The sequence below is a fragment of the Janthinobacterium sp. RA13 genome, assembly GCF_000745325.1.
GTDB lineage: Bacteria > Pseudomonadota > Gammaproteobacteria > Burkholderiales > Burkholderiaceae_D > Janthinobacterium > Janthinobacterium rivuli.
Genome location: NZ_JQNP01000001.1, coordinates 5,921,251 through 5,935,084, shown reverse-complemented (window position 1 = coordinate 5,935,084; position 13,834 = coordinate 5,921,251). Strand labels below are relative to the sequence as shown.

Sequence of the window (13,834 nt, the reverse complement as noted above, 5' to 3'; positions counted from 1 at the left end):
TGGGCAGCAATTATTGGGCAGCAATTATTGGGCAGCATACAGGGCCGGCGGCGTTTCGTCGCGGCGCAGGCTGCGCCGGTCGCGCGCATTGCCCCAGGCATCTTTCTCATAGTCGGAGACATGGCGCATCTGGCCGGCACGGTCGACACTATAATCCTTGAAGACGATCATTTCATCAAGCCGCACGCCAGGCAGCACGCGCGTGTACTCGAACAGCACGCTGCGCACCACTTCGGCGCCGCCGCAGACATGGCTGCCATGGCCGATCCAGGCCGGCCCGATGATGGTCGTGCCCGCCTCGATGCGGCAGCCCGAGCCGATGTAGACGGGGCCTTCGATGCGCGTGCCGCCGCTCCAGTCGATGCTCGTATTCAGGCCGGCCCACACGCCATCGGCGATCTGGGTACCCGGCACGTGCAAATTGGCCACTTTTCCCATCAGCACGCTTTGCAGCACTTCCCAGTAATCCTTGATGCTGCCGATATCGATCCAGTTGTACTGGCGCTTTTGCGCATAGAAGGGCAAGCCTTGCGCGACCAGCAAGGGAAACAGTTGCGAACCGATATCAAAGGGCTGGCCGGCGGGAATCAGGTCCAGCACGGCCGGCTCGATAATATAGATGCCGGTACTGACGCAATTGGACTGCGCATCGGCCTGCGCCGGCTTTTCCTGGAAGGCGCGGATGCGCCCGTCTTCGTCGCTGACCACAACGCCATAACTCGATACCTTGTCCCAAGGCACTTCCAAGGTGATGACGGACGCCAGCGCGCCCTTGCTGCGGTGCTCGCGCAGAGCCGCTTCCAGGTCGAGGTCGATCAAGGCGTCGCCGCACAGCACGATCGTCGTGTCGTCGAAAAAGCCGCCGAACTCCTGGATCTTCTTCATGCCGCCGGCCGAACCGAGCGGTTGCGGCACGACCTCGCCCGCATCGTTCGTATAGCCTTCGAACGAGTAGCCGATGCGCACGCCGAACTGGTGGCCTTCGCCGAAATACTCCTCGATCTTTTCATGCAGGTAGCTGACGTTGACCATGATGTCGGTCACGCCATGCTGCGCCAGGTGTTCCACCAGATAAGCCATCACGGGCTTGCCCAGGATGGGAATCATCGGCTTGGGCAAATCATAGGTCAGGGGCTGCACGCGCGTGCCCTTGCCTGCCGCCAGTATCATTGCTTTCATCGTCCAGCATGCTCCATCACGGTGGGGCGCACTTCAGCGGCCATCCTTGCTCAAGGTTACGGGAACGGCGGGCGCGGCGGCGGGAAACAGGCGTGCATACGCGGCCAGCAGCTTCGGTGCCTCATATTCCCACTCCAGCTCGTTGATCACGCGATGGCGGCCGAATGCCCCCATCTGCTCGCGGCGGGCCGGGTCGTCGAGCAATTCGACGATCTTGCGCGCCATGTCGATGGGATCGTTCTTCAAGGCATACAAGGATGCCTGCTGCGCGGACACCTTGCCCTCAACCAGATCAAACTGCACGATCGGCTTGCCCAGCGCCATGTATTCCATGATCTTGTTCATGGTCGACTTGTCGTTCATGTCGTTGGCCACGTCCGGGTTCACGCACACGTCGGAGGTGTTGAGCATTTCCAGCAATTGCTGGTCCGGCACGCGCCCCGTAAACGTCACATAGTCGGCGATGCCCATGTCCTGCGCCATCTGCTTCATCTGTTCCAGCGAGGTGCCGCCACCGACCAGGCCGAAATGCACATCCTCGCGCTTGAGGCTCTGCACGATGTATTGCGCCGCCTGCAGCAGCAGATCGATGCCTTCCTGCGCGCCCATCACGCCCACATAGCCGACCAGGTAAGTTCGCCCCTTCTTGAGTTCCGGCACGGGCGGCAGCACGCGCAGGCGGTCCAGCTTGGGCCCGCTGCGCACCACGTAGACATCCTCGGGCCGCATGCCGCCACGCTCGATGGCGATCTTTTTGTACGACTCGTTGGTGGCGATCGACACGTCGGCGCTCTGGAACGACCAGCGCTCGAACAGCACCATCAGTTTATAAAAGAAATCGCGCCGGCCGAACTTGGCTTCGTACAGCTCCGGATTGATGTCATGGTGGTCGAACAGAAAACGCTTGCCCATCGTCAACTTGAAGAAGCCGCCGATGAGGAACAGCAAGTCGGGCGGATTGCAGGCGTGGATGACGTCGAAGCCGCGCGCGAAATGCACTTTCCACGCCAGGCGGAAGGTGTGGAACAGCGCCAGTGTATATTCGACCAGGTATCCCTTCGCTCCTTCCGCTTCCAGCGGCAGGTTGTAGCGGTAGATATGGATGCCGTCGATGGCTTCGTAGCGCGACTCGTAGCCCTTGCCCGTCGGGCAAATGATCGACACTTCATAACCGTTCGCATGCAAGGTGGTCGCTTCCTGCCACACGCGCCGGTCGAACGGCGACGGCAGGTTTTCCACCAGGATCAGCACGCGCCGCGGCTGGCCTGCCACGGTGTTACCAGCAGATGCCGTCATATTGCTCTCCACTTTGTTCTTTGCTGATGCGCACCAGGTCGACGATGTGCTGGTGCGGCTGCAGGCTGGCAGGCACCGTCTTGAATTCGGCCGCGCCGTTGCCGATGACGATGGTGTCGGCAAAATCGAGCACGTCTTGCATGTTGTCCACCATCAACTTGGAAATGTGCGGGATCATGTTCAGGATGTAATCCTGGTTGGCGCCCGTCAAGGCGGCCAGGTTGACGTTCTTGTCGTACAGCTTCAGTTCATAACCTTTGCCCAGCAGATACTCGATGACATCGACCAGCGGCGACTCGCGCAAGTCATCCGTGCCGGCCTTGAACGAGAAGCCCAGGATGCCCACCTTGCGCGCGCCCTTGTCGACGATCATCTTGATGCCCTTTTCCACTTGCTTCTGGTTCGATGGCAGGATGGAGTTAAGCAGCGGCAAATCGAGGTCCAGGCTGCGCGCCTTGTAGGTCAGCGCGCGCACGTCTTTCGGCAGGCACGAGCCGCCGAAGGCAAAGCCCGGCTTCATGTAGTACGGCGACAGGTTCAGTTTGGTGTCCTGGCAGAAAATCTCCATCACCGTGTGGCCATCGATGCCGACGGCCTTGCAGATGTTGCCGATCTCGTTGGCGAACGCCACCTTGACGGCGTGCCAGGTGTTGTCCGTGTACTTGACCATCTCGGCCGTTTCCACGTCCGTGCGCACCAGCGGCGCATCCATCTTTTCATACAGCTGCACCAGCAGCGCGCCCGCCTTTTCATCGGATTCGCCGATCACCGTCTTCGGCGGATTGTAGTAATCGTAGACGGCCGTGCCTTCGCGCAGGAATTCCGGGTTGTTGCACACACCAAAGTCGACGCCGGCCACCTTGCCCGACGCCGCTTCCAGGGTCGGAATGACGAGCGAGCGCATGGAGCCGGGCAGCATGGTCGAGCGCGCCACGACGACGTGGAAAGTATTCTTTTCACGGATGGCGGCGCCGATTTCCTGGCACACCTTGCGCACGTGGCTCAGGTCCAGGTTGCCATTGAGCTGCGAAGGCGTGCCCACGCAGATGAGCGACATGTCCGAGCCGAAGACGGCGTCGCGCACGTCCGCCGTGGCGCGCAAATGGCCGCTTTTCACGGTGGCGGCGATCATCTCGCCGATGTCTTTTTCAATGATGGGCGTGGTGCCCTGGTTGATCAGTTCCACCTTGGTCCTGTTCGGATCGACGCCGATGACTTCGTGTCCATCCGTTGCCAGGCAACCAGCCGAGACGGCACCCACATAACCCAAACCAAATATGCTAATTTTCATGTTTTCCTCGTATTTTCTGACAGATCAGGGGTAGCCAAACTCAGGTGAAACTCCGTGCGCAAGGTGGCCGCGCCTTGCAGCCGCCCGCGCCAGACCAACACAGGCGCAGCCTGTTTTTCATCGAAGCGGTGCGAGATCCAGCCCAGCGGCGGATCGTCACTGCCGCACACCAGTTGCACGGAGGCATCCGGCAACGGCGGTAAATGCATGTCCAGCGCGAAGGCGTCGCCCGCCACGCGCAACACCTGGCCGTCCAGCCGCACGCGGCAGCGGGGATCGAAGTGCCAGAACAGCTCCACCTCATGCTCACCCTGGCATTCGAGCACGTCATCGACGACGATCCGCGCGGCGCCAGGTGCCACGCGCACGTCGCGCCGGTGCAGCACGGCATCTTTCAAGCCCAGGTAGCCATCATGGCTGGCGCTCCAGAATTGCCCATCGGCATCGTCACGCCACGCCAGGCACTGTGCCCTGGCCTTGCGCAGCCACAGGAAGTTGCCACCGGACTCGGACTGGTCGCGGCCATCGATGCGCACGGTGTTGTGCGCGCTGGTGCCGCGGAAATAATCGCGCCACTGTTTTTGCGTATGGTAGGCATAGGTGCCCGGATCGACCAGCACCATCTGGCCCGCCACGGACAAGGTCAGCGCCAGCGCATCGGCATGGCCGTGCGCGGCAATGCCCAGGTAGCCCAGCGGGCCGGCGTCGGCGATCAGGCGCACTTCACCGGGCGTGCCGAAGCCGGCGCCCATCACGTAATAGCCGCCATCGGGGAAGGCGCGCGGCAAGGTATCGGGCGCGGCGTCCGGCAAGGCGTCAAATGCCTGGCTCCCCGCCGCGCCCAGCAGCCACGCGCTTTTCTCGTCGAAAGTGCGCGCCCTGGCCTTGAAGTCGGCGCGGCCGAACAGGGCCGCGCCGCTGGCCAGCAGCGAGGTGTAGGGATTGGCGTCCGGCGCCTTGTCCCAGTGCGCCAGCAGCGCGTCGTCGGCGTCGCCGATCATCGGCACTTCGCCCGCCACATTCGTCATGGCGGCGATAAATTCCAGCATGGCTTCCAGGCGCCGCAAAAAAGCGTCCGAGCGGGGCCGGCCATTCGCGCGGCCCGCCAGCACGCACAGCAGCATTTCATCGGCCACCGTGTGCTGATAATAAATGGCTTGCTCGCGGTTCACGCCATCGTGACCGTTTTGCTTGAGCGCCTGCGCTTCCAGCTCGCCTTCCGTCTGCGCCAGCCAGCCGGCGCTTTCCGGCCAGCACGGCCATGTGAGCGCGGCGATATGCAAGCCCGTCAACTCGCCAAACAGGTGGTTGTTGGCCGACGAGTGGCGCGAAAAGTGTCCCGCGATGAAATGGCAATGCTGGTAGATGCTGTCGAGCCAGCGCTGCAGGAAGGCTTGCCCTTGCGCACCCTGGAACAAGGGGCTGTTGATGCCACCGAGCAAATGCCACGCATGCGACCAGCTGACCAGGCGCAAGGCCAGTTCCAGCGCGCTGCTCCAGTTCGGCCCCAGCGGATACGGGCATTGCTGCCACCACGATTCCAGCAAGGCTTGCGCGCCGAGCGCATGGCGCAGGTCGTCGCCGAGCCGGTACGCCATCGCCAGGTCGGCCACGGCCAGGTGGCGGTTCGGTTCCCACAGGCATTTGATGTCGCCCACCACGGTTTCATCGCGGTAATTGAGCGTCTTGCCAAAGTCCAGCGGCGCCACGGTGCCCGTCTTCGGATCGCGGTTCCATTGCGGCGGGAAACCCAGCTCCGCATCGCGCTGAGCGAACACGTCGAAGCGGCCCGCCAGGATGCGTTCGGCCGCCGCCAGGTGCGGCGCGGCATCAATGGGCAAGCCCAGCCATGGCGCGCCGAAACGCTGGCGCGCGGCCGGCGGCGGCACAGTCGCCAGGCCATAGCCGCGCGCCTGCAGCCGTTGCTGCACCGCATCGCGCACGCGGTGCGCCACCTCGGGCGCCCCCATGGCGCGCAAGCGGTTCAGTTTCCAGGACAAGTTGCTCAGCATGGACGTCTCACAGATACTGGCGGTGCCAGATTTCCAGGGTGAGCAAGCTCCACAGCAGCTTCTCGTGGTTTTGCCGTCCGGCCACGTGCTCGGCCAGCACCTGCTGCAGGGCTTGCGCATGGTAATAGTGGCGCGTGCGCGACTCGGCGCCCGTCAAGTGTTCGTACAAATAATCCTTCATGGGGCCGCGGAACCATTCGTTGACGGGCACGCGGAAGCCCACTTTCGGCCGCGACAGGATATTTTCCGGCAGCAGCTGCTTCATGGCTTCGCGCAAGATCCACTTGGTGCTGCGGCCGCGCACGCGGTACTCGTCCGGCAGGCTCGACACATACGCGGCCAGTTCGTGGTCCATGAAGGGCATGCGCGCTTCCAGCGAGGCGGCCATGGTCATGCGGTCGCCCCGTTCGAGCAGGTTGTCGGGCAGCCAGCTCAACTGGTCAAAGCACAGGATGCGGCGCAAGGCGCTGTTGCCGGCGCTGCCGCAGCCCAGCGCGGGATCGCGCTGGCGCGACGGCGCCGGCATGGCCACCAGGCGCGCGCGTTCCTGGTCGGACATCATGCCGAACCAGCGCGGCATGCGTTCGTCGAACGCTTCCAGGCCCAGGTTGACGATGGCCGTCTTGGCGCGGCGGAAACGGTAGGGCAAGGCGCCGACGGCCGGCTCGATCACGCCGCGGCGCAGCAAGCCCGGCAGCATCTGATAATGGCCCGCATAGCGCTCGTACACGTGCTTGGGGTAGCCGCCGAGGATTTCATCGGAGCCTTCGCCCGTCAATACCATCTTGACCGTCTTGCGCGATTCTTTTGCCAGCAGGTAGATGGGAATGTCGGATGGTTCGGCCACGGGGGCGTCGCGGAAGCGCACGAGGTCGGGCAGCAAGGCGATGACCTGGTCGACGGACACTTCCAGCTCATGGTGTTCCGTGGAAAATTGCCGCGCGATATCGGCCGCATACGCCAGTTCGCTGAAGCCGCCCTCCTTGAAGCCGACGGAAAACGTTTTCACGGGCACGCCCGCATGGCGCGACATCAGCGCCACGATGGCCGACGAGTCGATGCCGCCGGACAGGAAGGCGCCGAAGGGCACGTCGGAAATCATGCGGATGCGCACCGATTCATCGAGCTTGTCGAGGAAAGTGGCGACGGGGTCGGCCGGCAACGGGGCCGCCAGGCGGGGCCGGCTGTCGGGCGGCGTGTAATACACGCGCTCGCGCAGCACGCCGTTTTCCCACGTGGCCGTGGAACCGGGCGCCAGCTTGCGGATGCCCTGGAACAAGGTGGCCGGGCCCGGCACGTAGCGGTAGGCGAAATAATCCCAGATGGCGGCCTCGTCCGCTTGCGGCGCCACGTCCGGCAAGGCCAGCAGCGCCTTGATTTCCGAGCCGAAAGCCAGCTTGCCCTCGTGCTGCCACAGGAACAGGGGTTTTTTGCCGAACGGGTCGCGCGCCATGAACAGGCAATTCTTGCGCGCATCCCAGATGGCAAACGCAAACATGCCCCGGAAATGCTGCACGCACTCTTCGCCCCATTGCACGTAGGCATGCACGATGGTTTCCGTGTCCGATGCCGTGCGGAAATGGTGGCCCAGCGCGATCAGCTCGTCGCGCAAGGGCTGGAAATTGTAGATTTCGCCATTGAAGATGATTTGCACGTCGCCCGTCTCATTGCCCAGCGGCTGGTGGCCCGTGGCGATGTCGATGATGGACAGGCGGCGGTGCAGCAAGCCCACCTGCCAGGCGCCGTCGGCCGTGGCCGCCTGGAGCACGCCCGTATCATCGGGGCCGCGGTGGGCGATGGCGCGTCCCATGGCGTCGAGCGCGGCCGGCAGGCCGGCAACGGACGAGGGAAAGATCAAACCGGCAATACCGCACATATAGGCTCGCTTAAAAAAGAATTCGGCTAGAGCGCCGGCGGCGCCAGCAAGGCGCGGTAGACGCGGCGGAAATCCTGCGCCAGGCGCTCGACCGTATAGGCGCTTTCGATGCGCTCGCGGCACGCTTGCCCCATGCGCTGCAACAGGGCGCGGTCGGCGTCGAGGCGCACGATGGCGTCCGCCAGCGCCTGGGGCTTGCGTGGCGGCAAGAACACGCCATGCACGCCATCCTGCATCACGTCGGCAATCGCGCCCACCGGGCACACCAGCACGGGCGTGCGCGCGGCCATGCTTTCCAGCAGCGCATACGGCAAGCCTTCCTGATGCAAGGTGGGAAAACCGAACAGGTCGGCCTGGCGCCACACGGCTTCCTTTTCGGCGCCAAAGACGGGGCCGAGAAAGCGCACCACCTCTTGCAAGCCCAGTTTGGCGACGCGCTCGCGCAACGCCCCTTCAAGGGGGCCGCTGCCGGCCAGTGACAGCGTTGCTTCCACGCTAGCGGCACGCGCCAGGCGCAGCGCTTCGAGCAGATCGAACAAGCCCTTACTTTCCGCCAGGCGCCCCACGTACACGAGTGACAGCGGACGCTGCGGCGCCAACGGCCTGTCGCCAGGGTCGCTGCCCGCATCGATGGCGTTGGGGATCACGTCGAGCGCCAGCGCGGGATCGAAGTCGCGATAGCCCTGCAGTTCGCATTGCGCCAGCAGCACCACCACATCGGCCGCGCGCAGCACGCGCCGCAGCAGGCCCGTCAGCAATGGCTTGCCATTGAAAAACACTTGCGGCAAGGCGCCGCCATGCACCTGGTACACGACGCGCTTGCCCATGGCCTTGGCCAGCAGCAGATACACGATATCGCGCCAATAGCTGCGCCACTCCATGGAGGTGTTGATATGCACGATCTGCGGACGCTGCTTGCGCACGGCCTGCACGAACTGCACGGGACTCCAGGCAAAACGCAGCAGCTTGTGCAGGCGCGACTCGTTGCGGCCCTCGCTACCGACCTGGAAGTGCACCAGCTTGTAGTCTTGCGACAAAGAACTGTGAAATAGTTGATTCAAATGGGTGGTTACCCCGCTCACCGCAGTCAGTGCAGGTCCTAGCAGCATTATCGTAGTCATATTGGTATTATATGTTGTACTTTTGTAATTTAGACGCGAAGACAAATATATTTGCTGCATTGCGCTAATATCTACAACAATTTTCTTCCAGGGAACACCACCCATGGTGCATTCTGAGCGCCGTTTACGTGTTCGGCAACAACTTCTTGCCTGCTCATCCAGCCACGGGCGTCAACTGCGCGCACTGGCAAGATCCTGGTAGCGCTGCGCCAGTGCCTGCGCCAGCACACGGTAGCTGCGCTGCGCCTCGATATAGGCGACGCCGGCCTGGGCACGGGCGCGCGCCGCAGGCACATCGGACAAGATGGCCGTCATCGCCGCGGCCATGGCGGCCGGTTCGCTGGCCGTCAGCCAGCCTGCGCCGCTGGCCGTCAGCACCTCGACCTGATCCGGACTGTCGTTGCCCACGGCCGGCATGCGCAAGGCCAGATATTCGAGCAGCTTGGTGGGCGAACTGACGTCGAACAGGGCGCCACGGGGAATATACGACAGCGCGGCATCGGCCCCGGCCAGCAGGGGCCACGCCTGGTCCGAGGGCAGCCAGCCCGTCACGCGCACGGCATCGGCCAGCCCGGCGCGCTGCGCATAGGCAAGCAAGTCATCGACATCGGAGGGCGTATCGGAAGCGCCGATCAGCAGCAGGCAGGCAGCGGGGATGGTCTGGCGCGCGATCAGCAAGGCGTCCAGCAAGCGCTCCAGCTGGCGCGACTGGTCGAGTGTGCCCAGGTAAGCCAGCAAGGGCGCGCCCTCCCAGCCAGCCGGCCGGATGGGCGTGATGGCTTGCGCCTGCAACACTTCCATGTCAACACCCATGGGCACGGCCGTGAGGCGCTGCGCCGCGATGCCGCGCGCCTGCATCATGCGCAGCATCGCTTCGCTTTGCACGAAGACGTGATTGGCGCGTGGCAACACGATACGGTACAGCAGCCATTGCTCGAGCAAGCCCTTGCACAGCACCAGGCGCGCGCGCAAGGTGGAGCGCTGCGCCAGGCTGCTGCGCGCGCGTTCGATGCGTCCCTCGCTGATCAGGTAGGACACCCAGTAATAGAACGGAATGCCCTTCAGGCGCGCCACCAGCAGGGCAAGCAGGCCCGTGGGTACCATGTCGCGCACCTGGACCGCATCGCAACTGGCGCGGCGGGCGCCCATCAGGGCGCGCAGGCAGGTCCACTGGAAAGCCAGTTCGCGCAGGAGGCGGTTGCCCAGGAAGCGTCCGTGGCGCACCGAGCGGAAGCCCTGCGCCTGCGGTGGCTGCGGCGACGGCATGCCCACGATATCGCATTCGACGCCGTGGCGCGGCAGGTATTTGCCGAACAACACCGCCACATCGGGACGAAACGTGGGCAGGCTTTCCGGCACCAGTTGCAAAATCTTCAGGGACATAGGCGGTTCGACGGCAAAAGAAGGTTGAGGCAGATACAATACGCCATGCGCCGAAGCATATCACGGCCTTACGAAATGATTAATTATATTGCATTAGTAGCATCATACCTGCTAGCAGCGGCCGGCAATGGCGCGGCACGTCACCGCAGCGTGGCATGCAGTGCATTGAAACAATATGTAAACATCTATATTAATGCTATTGTTATAATGCTGTCGATTGCCAATCATTAAGTCAGTGACAACGACGGCCGCAACGGCGCTGGCTGTTGTTTTAATGTGATAATGTCCATTTTCAATAAGGCGCAACAATGATCCATGTGCTGCTGTCGGAAGCCGGAACCTACCACGACATCGTCGAGCATCTGGCGGCGAGCGGCGCGCGCGTGACGCATATCGGACCGGACGCGCAGGCGCAGCCGCACATGCGCAGCAAACTGTCCATCCTGGCGGCCATGCTGTCGCCATCACTGTTGCGCACGCGCAAATTATGGAGCCGGCAAGACCGCCTGCTGGTTGTCGGCTGGCAAGCGCTGCCCGTGCTGGCGCTGATACGCGTGGGCCTGCTGCCGCGCCCGCAGCGCCTGCTGGTAATGGCTTGCTTCATCCATGGCGCGCGGGCACGCAACGTGATCAACCGGGCCTGGCGCCTGCTCAATTTCCCCGGACTGGAATTCATTACCTTTTCCAGCGGTGAAACGCTGAACCTGACCGACAACGTCGGCATCGCGCCCGCCGCCGTGCATTTCCACCTGTGGCGCCAGCATCTCGACGGCGCCACCGCGCCGTCCCAGCGGCAAGATGACGGCAGCATCTTCGCCGGCGGCTTTTCCAACCGCGATTACGACCTGCTGCTCGATGCGACGCGCGGACTGGGGGCGCAGCTGGTGATCGTGGCGTCGGCGCAAAACCAGATCCCCGCGCAAGATCCGGCGCAGACGACGGTCCATCTCGACTTGCCGGAAGCGCAGTTTGAAATGCTGCTGGCACGCAGCCGGGTGGTCGCCATGCCGCTGAAAAGCCAGGGCGAAGCGTGTGGCCAGAGCGTGCTGCTACGGGTATTGCGCAATGGCAAACCACTGATCGCCACGCGCCACGAAGCCATCGAAGCCTACCTGGGACGCGATTACGCCGGCTTCGTTGCCGCAGGCGAGAGCGGCGCCATGCGCGAAGGCTTGCGCCGCGCCCTGTCCGACGATGCCTTCCGCAAAGACTTGGCCGGGCAAGTGTCGCGCGCCTATGCCCGCATGGAGCAGCGCGGCGGACCGGGCCAGGAAATCGAACAATTTCTGTTGGCGCCTTGAAAAAAATCCACTGCCGCAACAACGACAGTGGATTTTGTTGGAACCAGCGCTCAGTTCGGCAATGTCACCACTTGCTTGCCAACCGTCAGCGTGCGGGCCGTGCCGTTGCTGCCCAGCGTGATCAGTGGCTTCTTGCAGCCGACATCGAGCACCGTGAGGAATTCACCGCTCAGCGCCGCGGCCGACTTGATGAACACCCCATGCTCTTCGTAGGTACCAGGCTGCGGCGGAGGTCCCGTGCGCTTTTCGAAACGCGCACCGGTGCTGACCGGCACCACGCACACCTTGCGGCCCTGATTCGTCACCGAGATGGCGCCGCCGGCGTCGACCACGATAGGCGCATACGTATGGAAGTTCCACTCGAACACGCGCGGCGTGGCCGATGTCACCTGGTCCTGCACCACCACGGCGTCCATCGTGCGCAAATACCACAGCTTGCGCAGCGCCGATTTGAGCTGGCCGCCATACGCCAGCGTGGCGTCGCCCGCCACATAGTCGACGGTTGCCTTGGGGGCAAAAGCGGTGATGCGGCCATTGCGCGCCATGGTCGTTTCATAGCCGTCGACCAGCTGGCCCTGGCCATTGTCGAACGTCAGGGCATTGTGCGCCTTGGTCTGGCGGTACCAGGAACTCCACAGCGGCGAATCGTACCAGTCGTACCAGCCGCTTTCCGTCAGCAGGGGCACGCCCGCGCTGGCCAGCACAAAGCCGTTCTGGTCGCCATGGCTGTGATTGAACGAACCATAGGGACTCGATTTGAAATACACCGAGGTACGCTGCAGATTGCCGATGTCGCTGTGCATGGCGGCCCAGCCGATGCTCGGGTAATACGCCGAGTTCGCTGGCGGCGCGGCCGTGGTGACGGTCGACACCGGCAACGGGTACGGTGCCTGCAGCGTGGCCAGCGAATCGTCGGTACGGATCAGGTTCTTGAAATACCATGCCGCGGCAGGCGTGGCGAAATGCGCGGCGAAACCCTTCATCATGCGGATTTCAGGCAAGGTCTCGTGCCCGTCGCCAAACACGTGGGTCTGCGAACCGGGTGGCACGAAATGCATCAGGTAGTCGAGAAAGCCGCTGGCCCAGGGTTTGGTGAACAGGTCGACCTTGGTCGCGTAGGCAAGCGCCGGCCAGATCTGCAGCGCATAGTCGGCCTCATACTCGGCATACGCCGAACCATTGGCAAAACCGCCTTCCGGGCCGCTCCACACGCTGTAGGAACTGACAAAGGCGCGGAACGAAAAATCGAACCAGTCCTTCGCCTCCGGGATATCGCCCAGGGACAGCGTTGAAATCAGCGTCAGGAAACCGATATTGCTGGCGGCGTGGGAATCGTAGGGATACTGGTCCAGGCGCCCCGTCTGTGCGGCCAGGTCGAGGTACATCGCATTCGTGCGTACGCGCACCTTCTCCAGCCACAGGGCGCGGCGCGGCGCATCGAGGGCGCTGGCCAGATTGTCGATAGCCTTGATCAGGCTTTGCGCAATGGCGCGGTTGCCCTGGTCATGGTTGACAAAACTGGTGCCGCCGCTCGTGCTGAGCGCGGCATGCTGGTCGCCACGCTTGAGCGCCTCCACCAGATACTGGTTCTCGCCCGTCACGCGGTACAGCAGCGAGGCAGCCTCCAGCTGGCGTGCGCTCAGATTCGTGCGCGAAATGACGCGCGCATTCTGCGCCTCGTTGGCGGCGGTACGAACCTTGCCCGGCGACAAAGGCCATTCGGCGTCGGAAACGGGCGCGAGTTCCGTCATGTTGCGCTTGACCTCATTGCTCAGCCAGGTCAGCACCTGGCTGCGGTCGGTGCGCTTGGCCGCGCTCCAGTTCGCAAAAAAGGTCGCGTTATCTTCCAAGCCGCGCGGGCGCGGGCGCAACACGACGGCAGCGCGCAAGGTGCTGTTTTCCGGCACTTCGAACACTTTCGAGGTGGCATTGATCACAAAGGTTCGCGGGCTCGACCATTCATTGCTCGTGCCGGGACGCACGCGCCAGGTGTACGTGCCATCCGCAAATTTCTTGGATGGCAGATACCAGTTGCGCGCCGACGTGAAGGTGCCGACGACGGCGCCTGCGGAGCGCACTTCAATGATGTAGGACGCCGGCGACTGCGGATGGCGCGACCAGCTGAAACTGGGGGGATTTTGCGGCTGGATCTGGCGGTTGTCCGGCAAGGTGCGGATGGCCAGCGGGTCTGTCGCCAGGGCCCAGTCGGCCTGGGCCTGGCCGCAAGCTGAACAGACGAGCAGCAGCGCTACCTTGACCAGCGTATATTTAGCGAATTTCATAGATTACCTTCTTAACATCAACTATCGAGCAAGATACCGCCGCTGCGTGGGCATACGCCTCCTGTCGAGGCTGCTTGCGAGACACAGGACGGC

At 63.3% G+C, this 13,834-nt stretch carries 9 protein-coding genes; 1 reads left to right on the top strand and 8 read right to left on the bottom strand.

The window, feature by feature from the left end; genetic code table 11:
- Positions 1 to 24 precede the first annotated feature (24 nt).
- From FG13_RS26315 to FG13_RS26285, 7 genes are all read right to left on the bottom strand, one after another.
- A complete protein-coding gene (locus tag FG13_RS26315) occupies positions 25 to 1,179 on the bottom strand; it encodes a sugar phosphate nucleotidyltransferase (protein ID WP_035825832.1) in 1,155 nt (384 codons plus the stop codon).
- A 33-nt stretch (positions 1,180 to 1,212) separates the two neighbouring features.
- Positions 1,213 to 2,475 carry a glycosyltransferase family 4 protein gene (locus FG13_RS26310; RefSeq protein ID WP_051959474.1) on the bottom strand — a complete coding sequence of 421 codons (1,263 nt, stop codon included), beginning with the start codon at positions 2,473 to 2,475 and terminating at the stop codon, positions 1,213 to 1,215.
- On the bottom strand, positions 2,456 to 3,766 hold the full coding sequence (locus FG13_RS26305; RefSeq protein WP_035825830.1) for a nucleotide sugar dehydrogenase: 1,311 nt from the start codon (positions 3,764 to 3,766) through the stop codon (positions 2,456 to 2,458). Before FG13_RS26305 ends, FG13_RS26310 begins: the two co-directional genes overlap by 20 nt.
- Positions 3,763 to 5,778 carry a heparinase II/III family protein gene (locus FG13_RS26300; protein ID WP_035825827.1) on the bottom strand — a complete coding sequence of 672 codons (2,016 nt, stop codon included), beginning with the start codon at positions 5,776 to 5,778 and terminating at the stop codon, positions 3,763 to 3,765. Before FG13_RS26300 ends, FG13_RS26305 begins: the two co-directional genes overlap by 4 nt.
- A 7-nt stretch (positions 5,779 to 5,785) precedes the next feature.
- Positions 5,786 to 7,654, bottom strand: coding sequence for an asparagine synthase (glutamine-hydrolyzing) (gene asnB, locus FG13_RS26295; RefSeq protein ID WP_035825825.1), 1,869 nt, complete (start codon positions 7,652 to 7,654; stop codon positions 5,786 to 5,788).
- A gap of 26 nt (positions 7,655 to 7,680) precedes the next feature.
- Positions 7,681 to 8,715 carry a glycosyltransferase family 4 protein gene (locus FG13_RS26290; RefSeq protein ID WP_161784214.1) on the bottom strand — a complete coding sequence of 345 codons (1,035 nt, stop codon included), beginning with the start codon at positions 8,713 to 8,715 and terminating at the stop codon, positions 7,681 to 7,683.
- Positions 8,716 to 8,946: 231 nt separating this feature from the next.
- On the bottom strand, positions 8,947 to 10,158 hold the full coding sequence (locus tag FG13_RS26285; protein ID WP_051959473.1) for a glycosyltransferase: 1,212 nt from the start codon (positions 10,156 to 10,158) through the stop codon (positions 8,947 to 8,949).
- 308 nt (positions 10,159 to 10,466) lie between these two features.
- Here FG13_RS26285 and FG13_RS26280 point away from each other — a divergent pair, with 308 nt between their 5' ends.
- On the top strand, positions 10,467 to 11,459 hold the full coding sequence (locus tag FG13_RS26280; protein WP_035825821.1) for a hypothetical protein: 993 nt from the start codon (positions 10,467 to 10,469) through the stop codon (positions 11,457 to 11,459).
- Between the two features lie 50 nt (positions 11,460 to 11,509).
- On the opposite strand, the gene FG13_RS26275 is transcribed toward FG13_RS26280, so the two are convergent.
- Positions 11,510 to 13,741 carry a heparinase II/III domain-containing protein gene (locus FG13_RS26275; RefSeq protein WP_081922727.1) on the bottom strand — a complete coding sequence of 744 codons (2,232 nt, stop codon included), beginning with the start codon at positions 13,739 to 13,741 and terminating at the stop codon, positions 11,510 to 11,512.
- Positions 13,742 to 13,834: the final 93 nt, after the last annotated feature.

Excerpts from the sequence above, each read along its gene's own strand:
- FG13_RS26315 (WP_035825832.1), bottom strand. The coding sequence starts at position 1,179 with ATGAAAGCAATGATACTGGCGGCAGGCAAGGGCACGCGCGTGCAGCCC.
- FG13_RS26275 (WP_081922727.1), bottom strand. The coding sequence starts at position 13,741 with ATGAAATTCGCTAAATATACGCTGGTCAAGGTAGCGCTGCTGCTCGTC.
- FG13_RS26285 (WP_051959473.1), bottom strand. The coding sequence starts at position 10,158 with ATGTCCCTGAAGATTTTGCAACTGGTGCCGGAAAGCCTGCCCACGTTT.
- FG13_RS26310 (WP_051959474.1), bottom strand. The coding sequence starts at position 2,475 with ATGACGGCATCTGCTGGTAACACCGTGGCAGGCCAGCCGCGGCGCGTG.
- FG13_RS26300 (WP_035825827.1), bottom strand. The coding sequence starts at position 5,778 with ATGCTGAGCAACTTGTCCTGGAAACTGAACCGCTTGCGCGCCATGGGG.
- FG13_RS26280 (WP_035825821.1), top strand. The coding sequence starts at position 10,467 with ATGATCCATGTGCTGCTGTCGGAAGCCGGAACCTACCACGACATCGTC.
- FG13_RS26305 (WP_035825830.1), bottom strand. The coding sequence starts at position 3,766 with ATGAAAATTAGCATATTTGGTTTGGGTTATGTGGGTGCCGTCTCGGCT.
- asnB (WP_035825825.1), bottom strand. The coding sequence starts at position 7,654 with ATGTGCGGTATTGCCGGTTTGATCTTTCCCTCGTCCGTTGCCGGCCTG.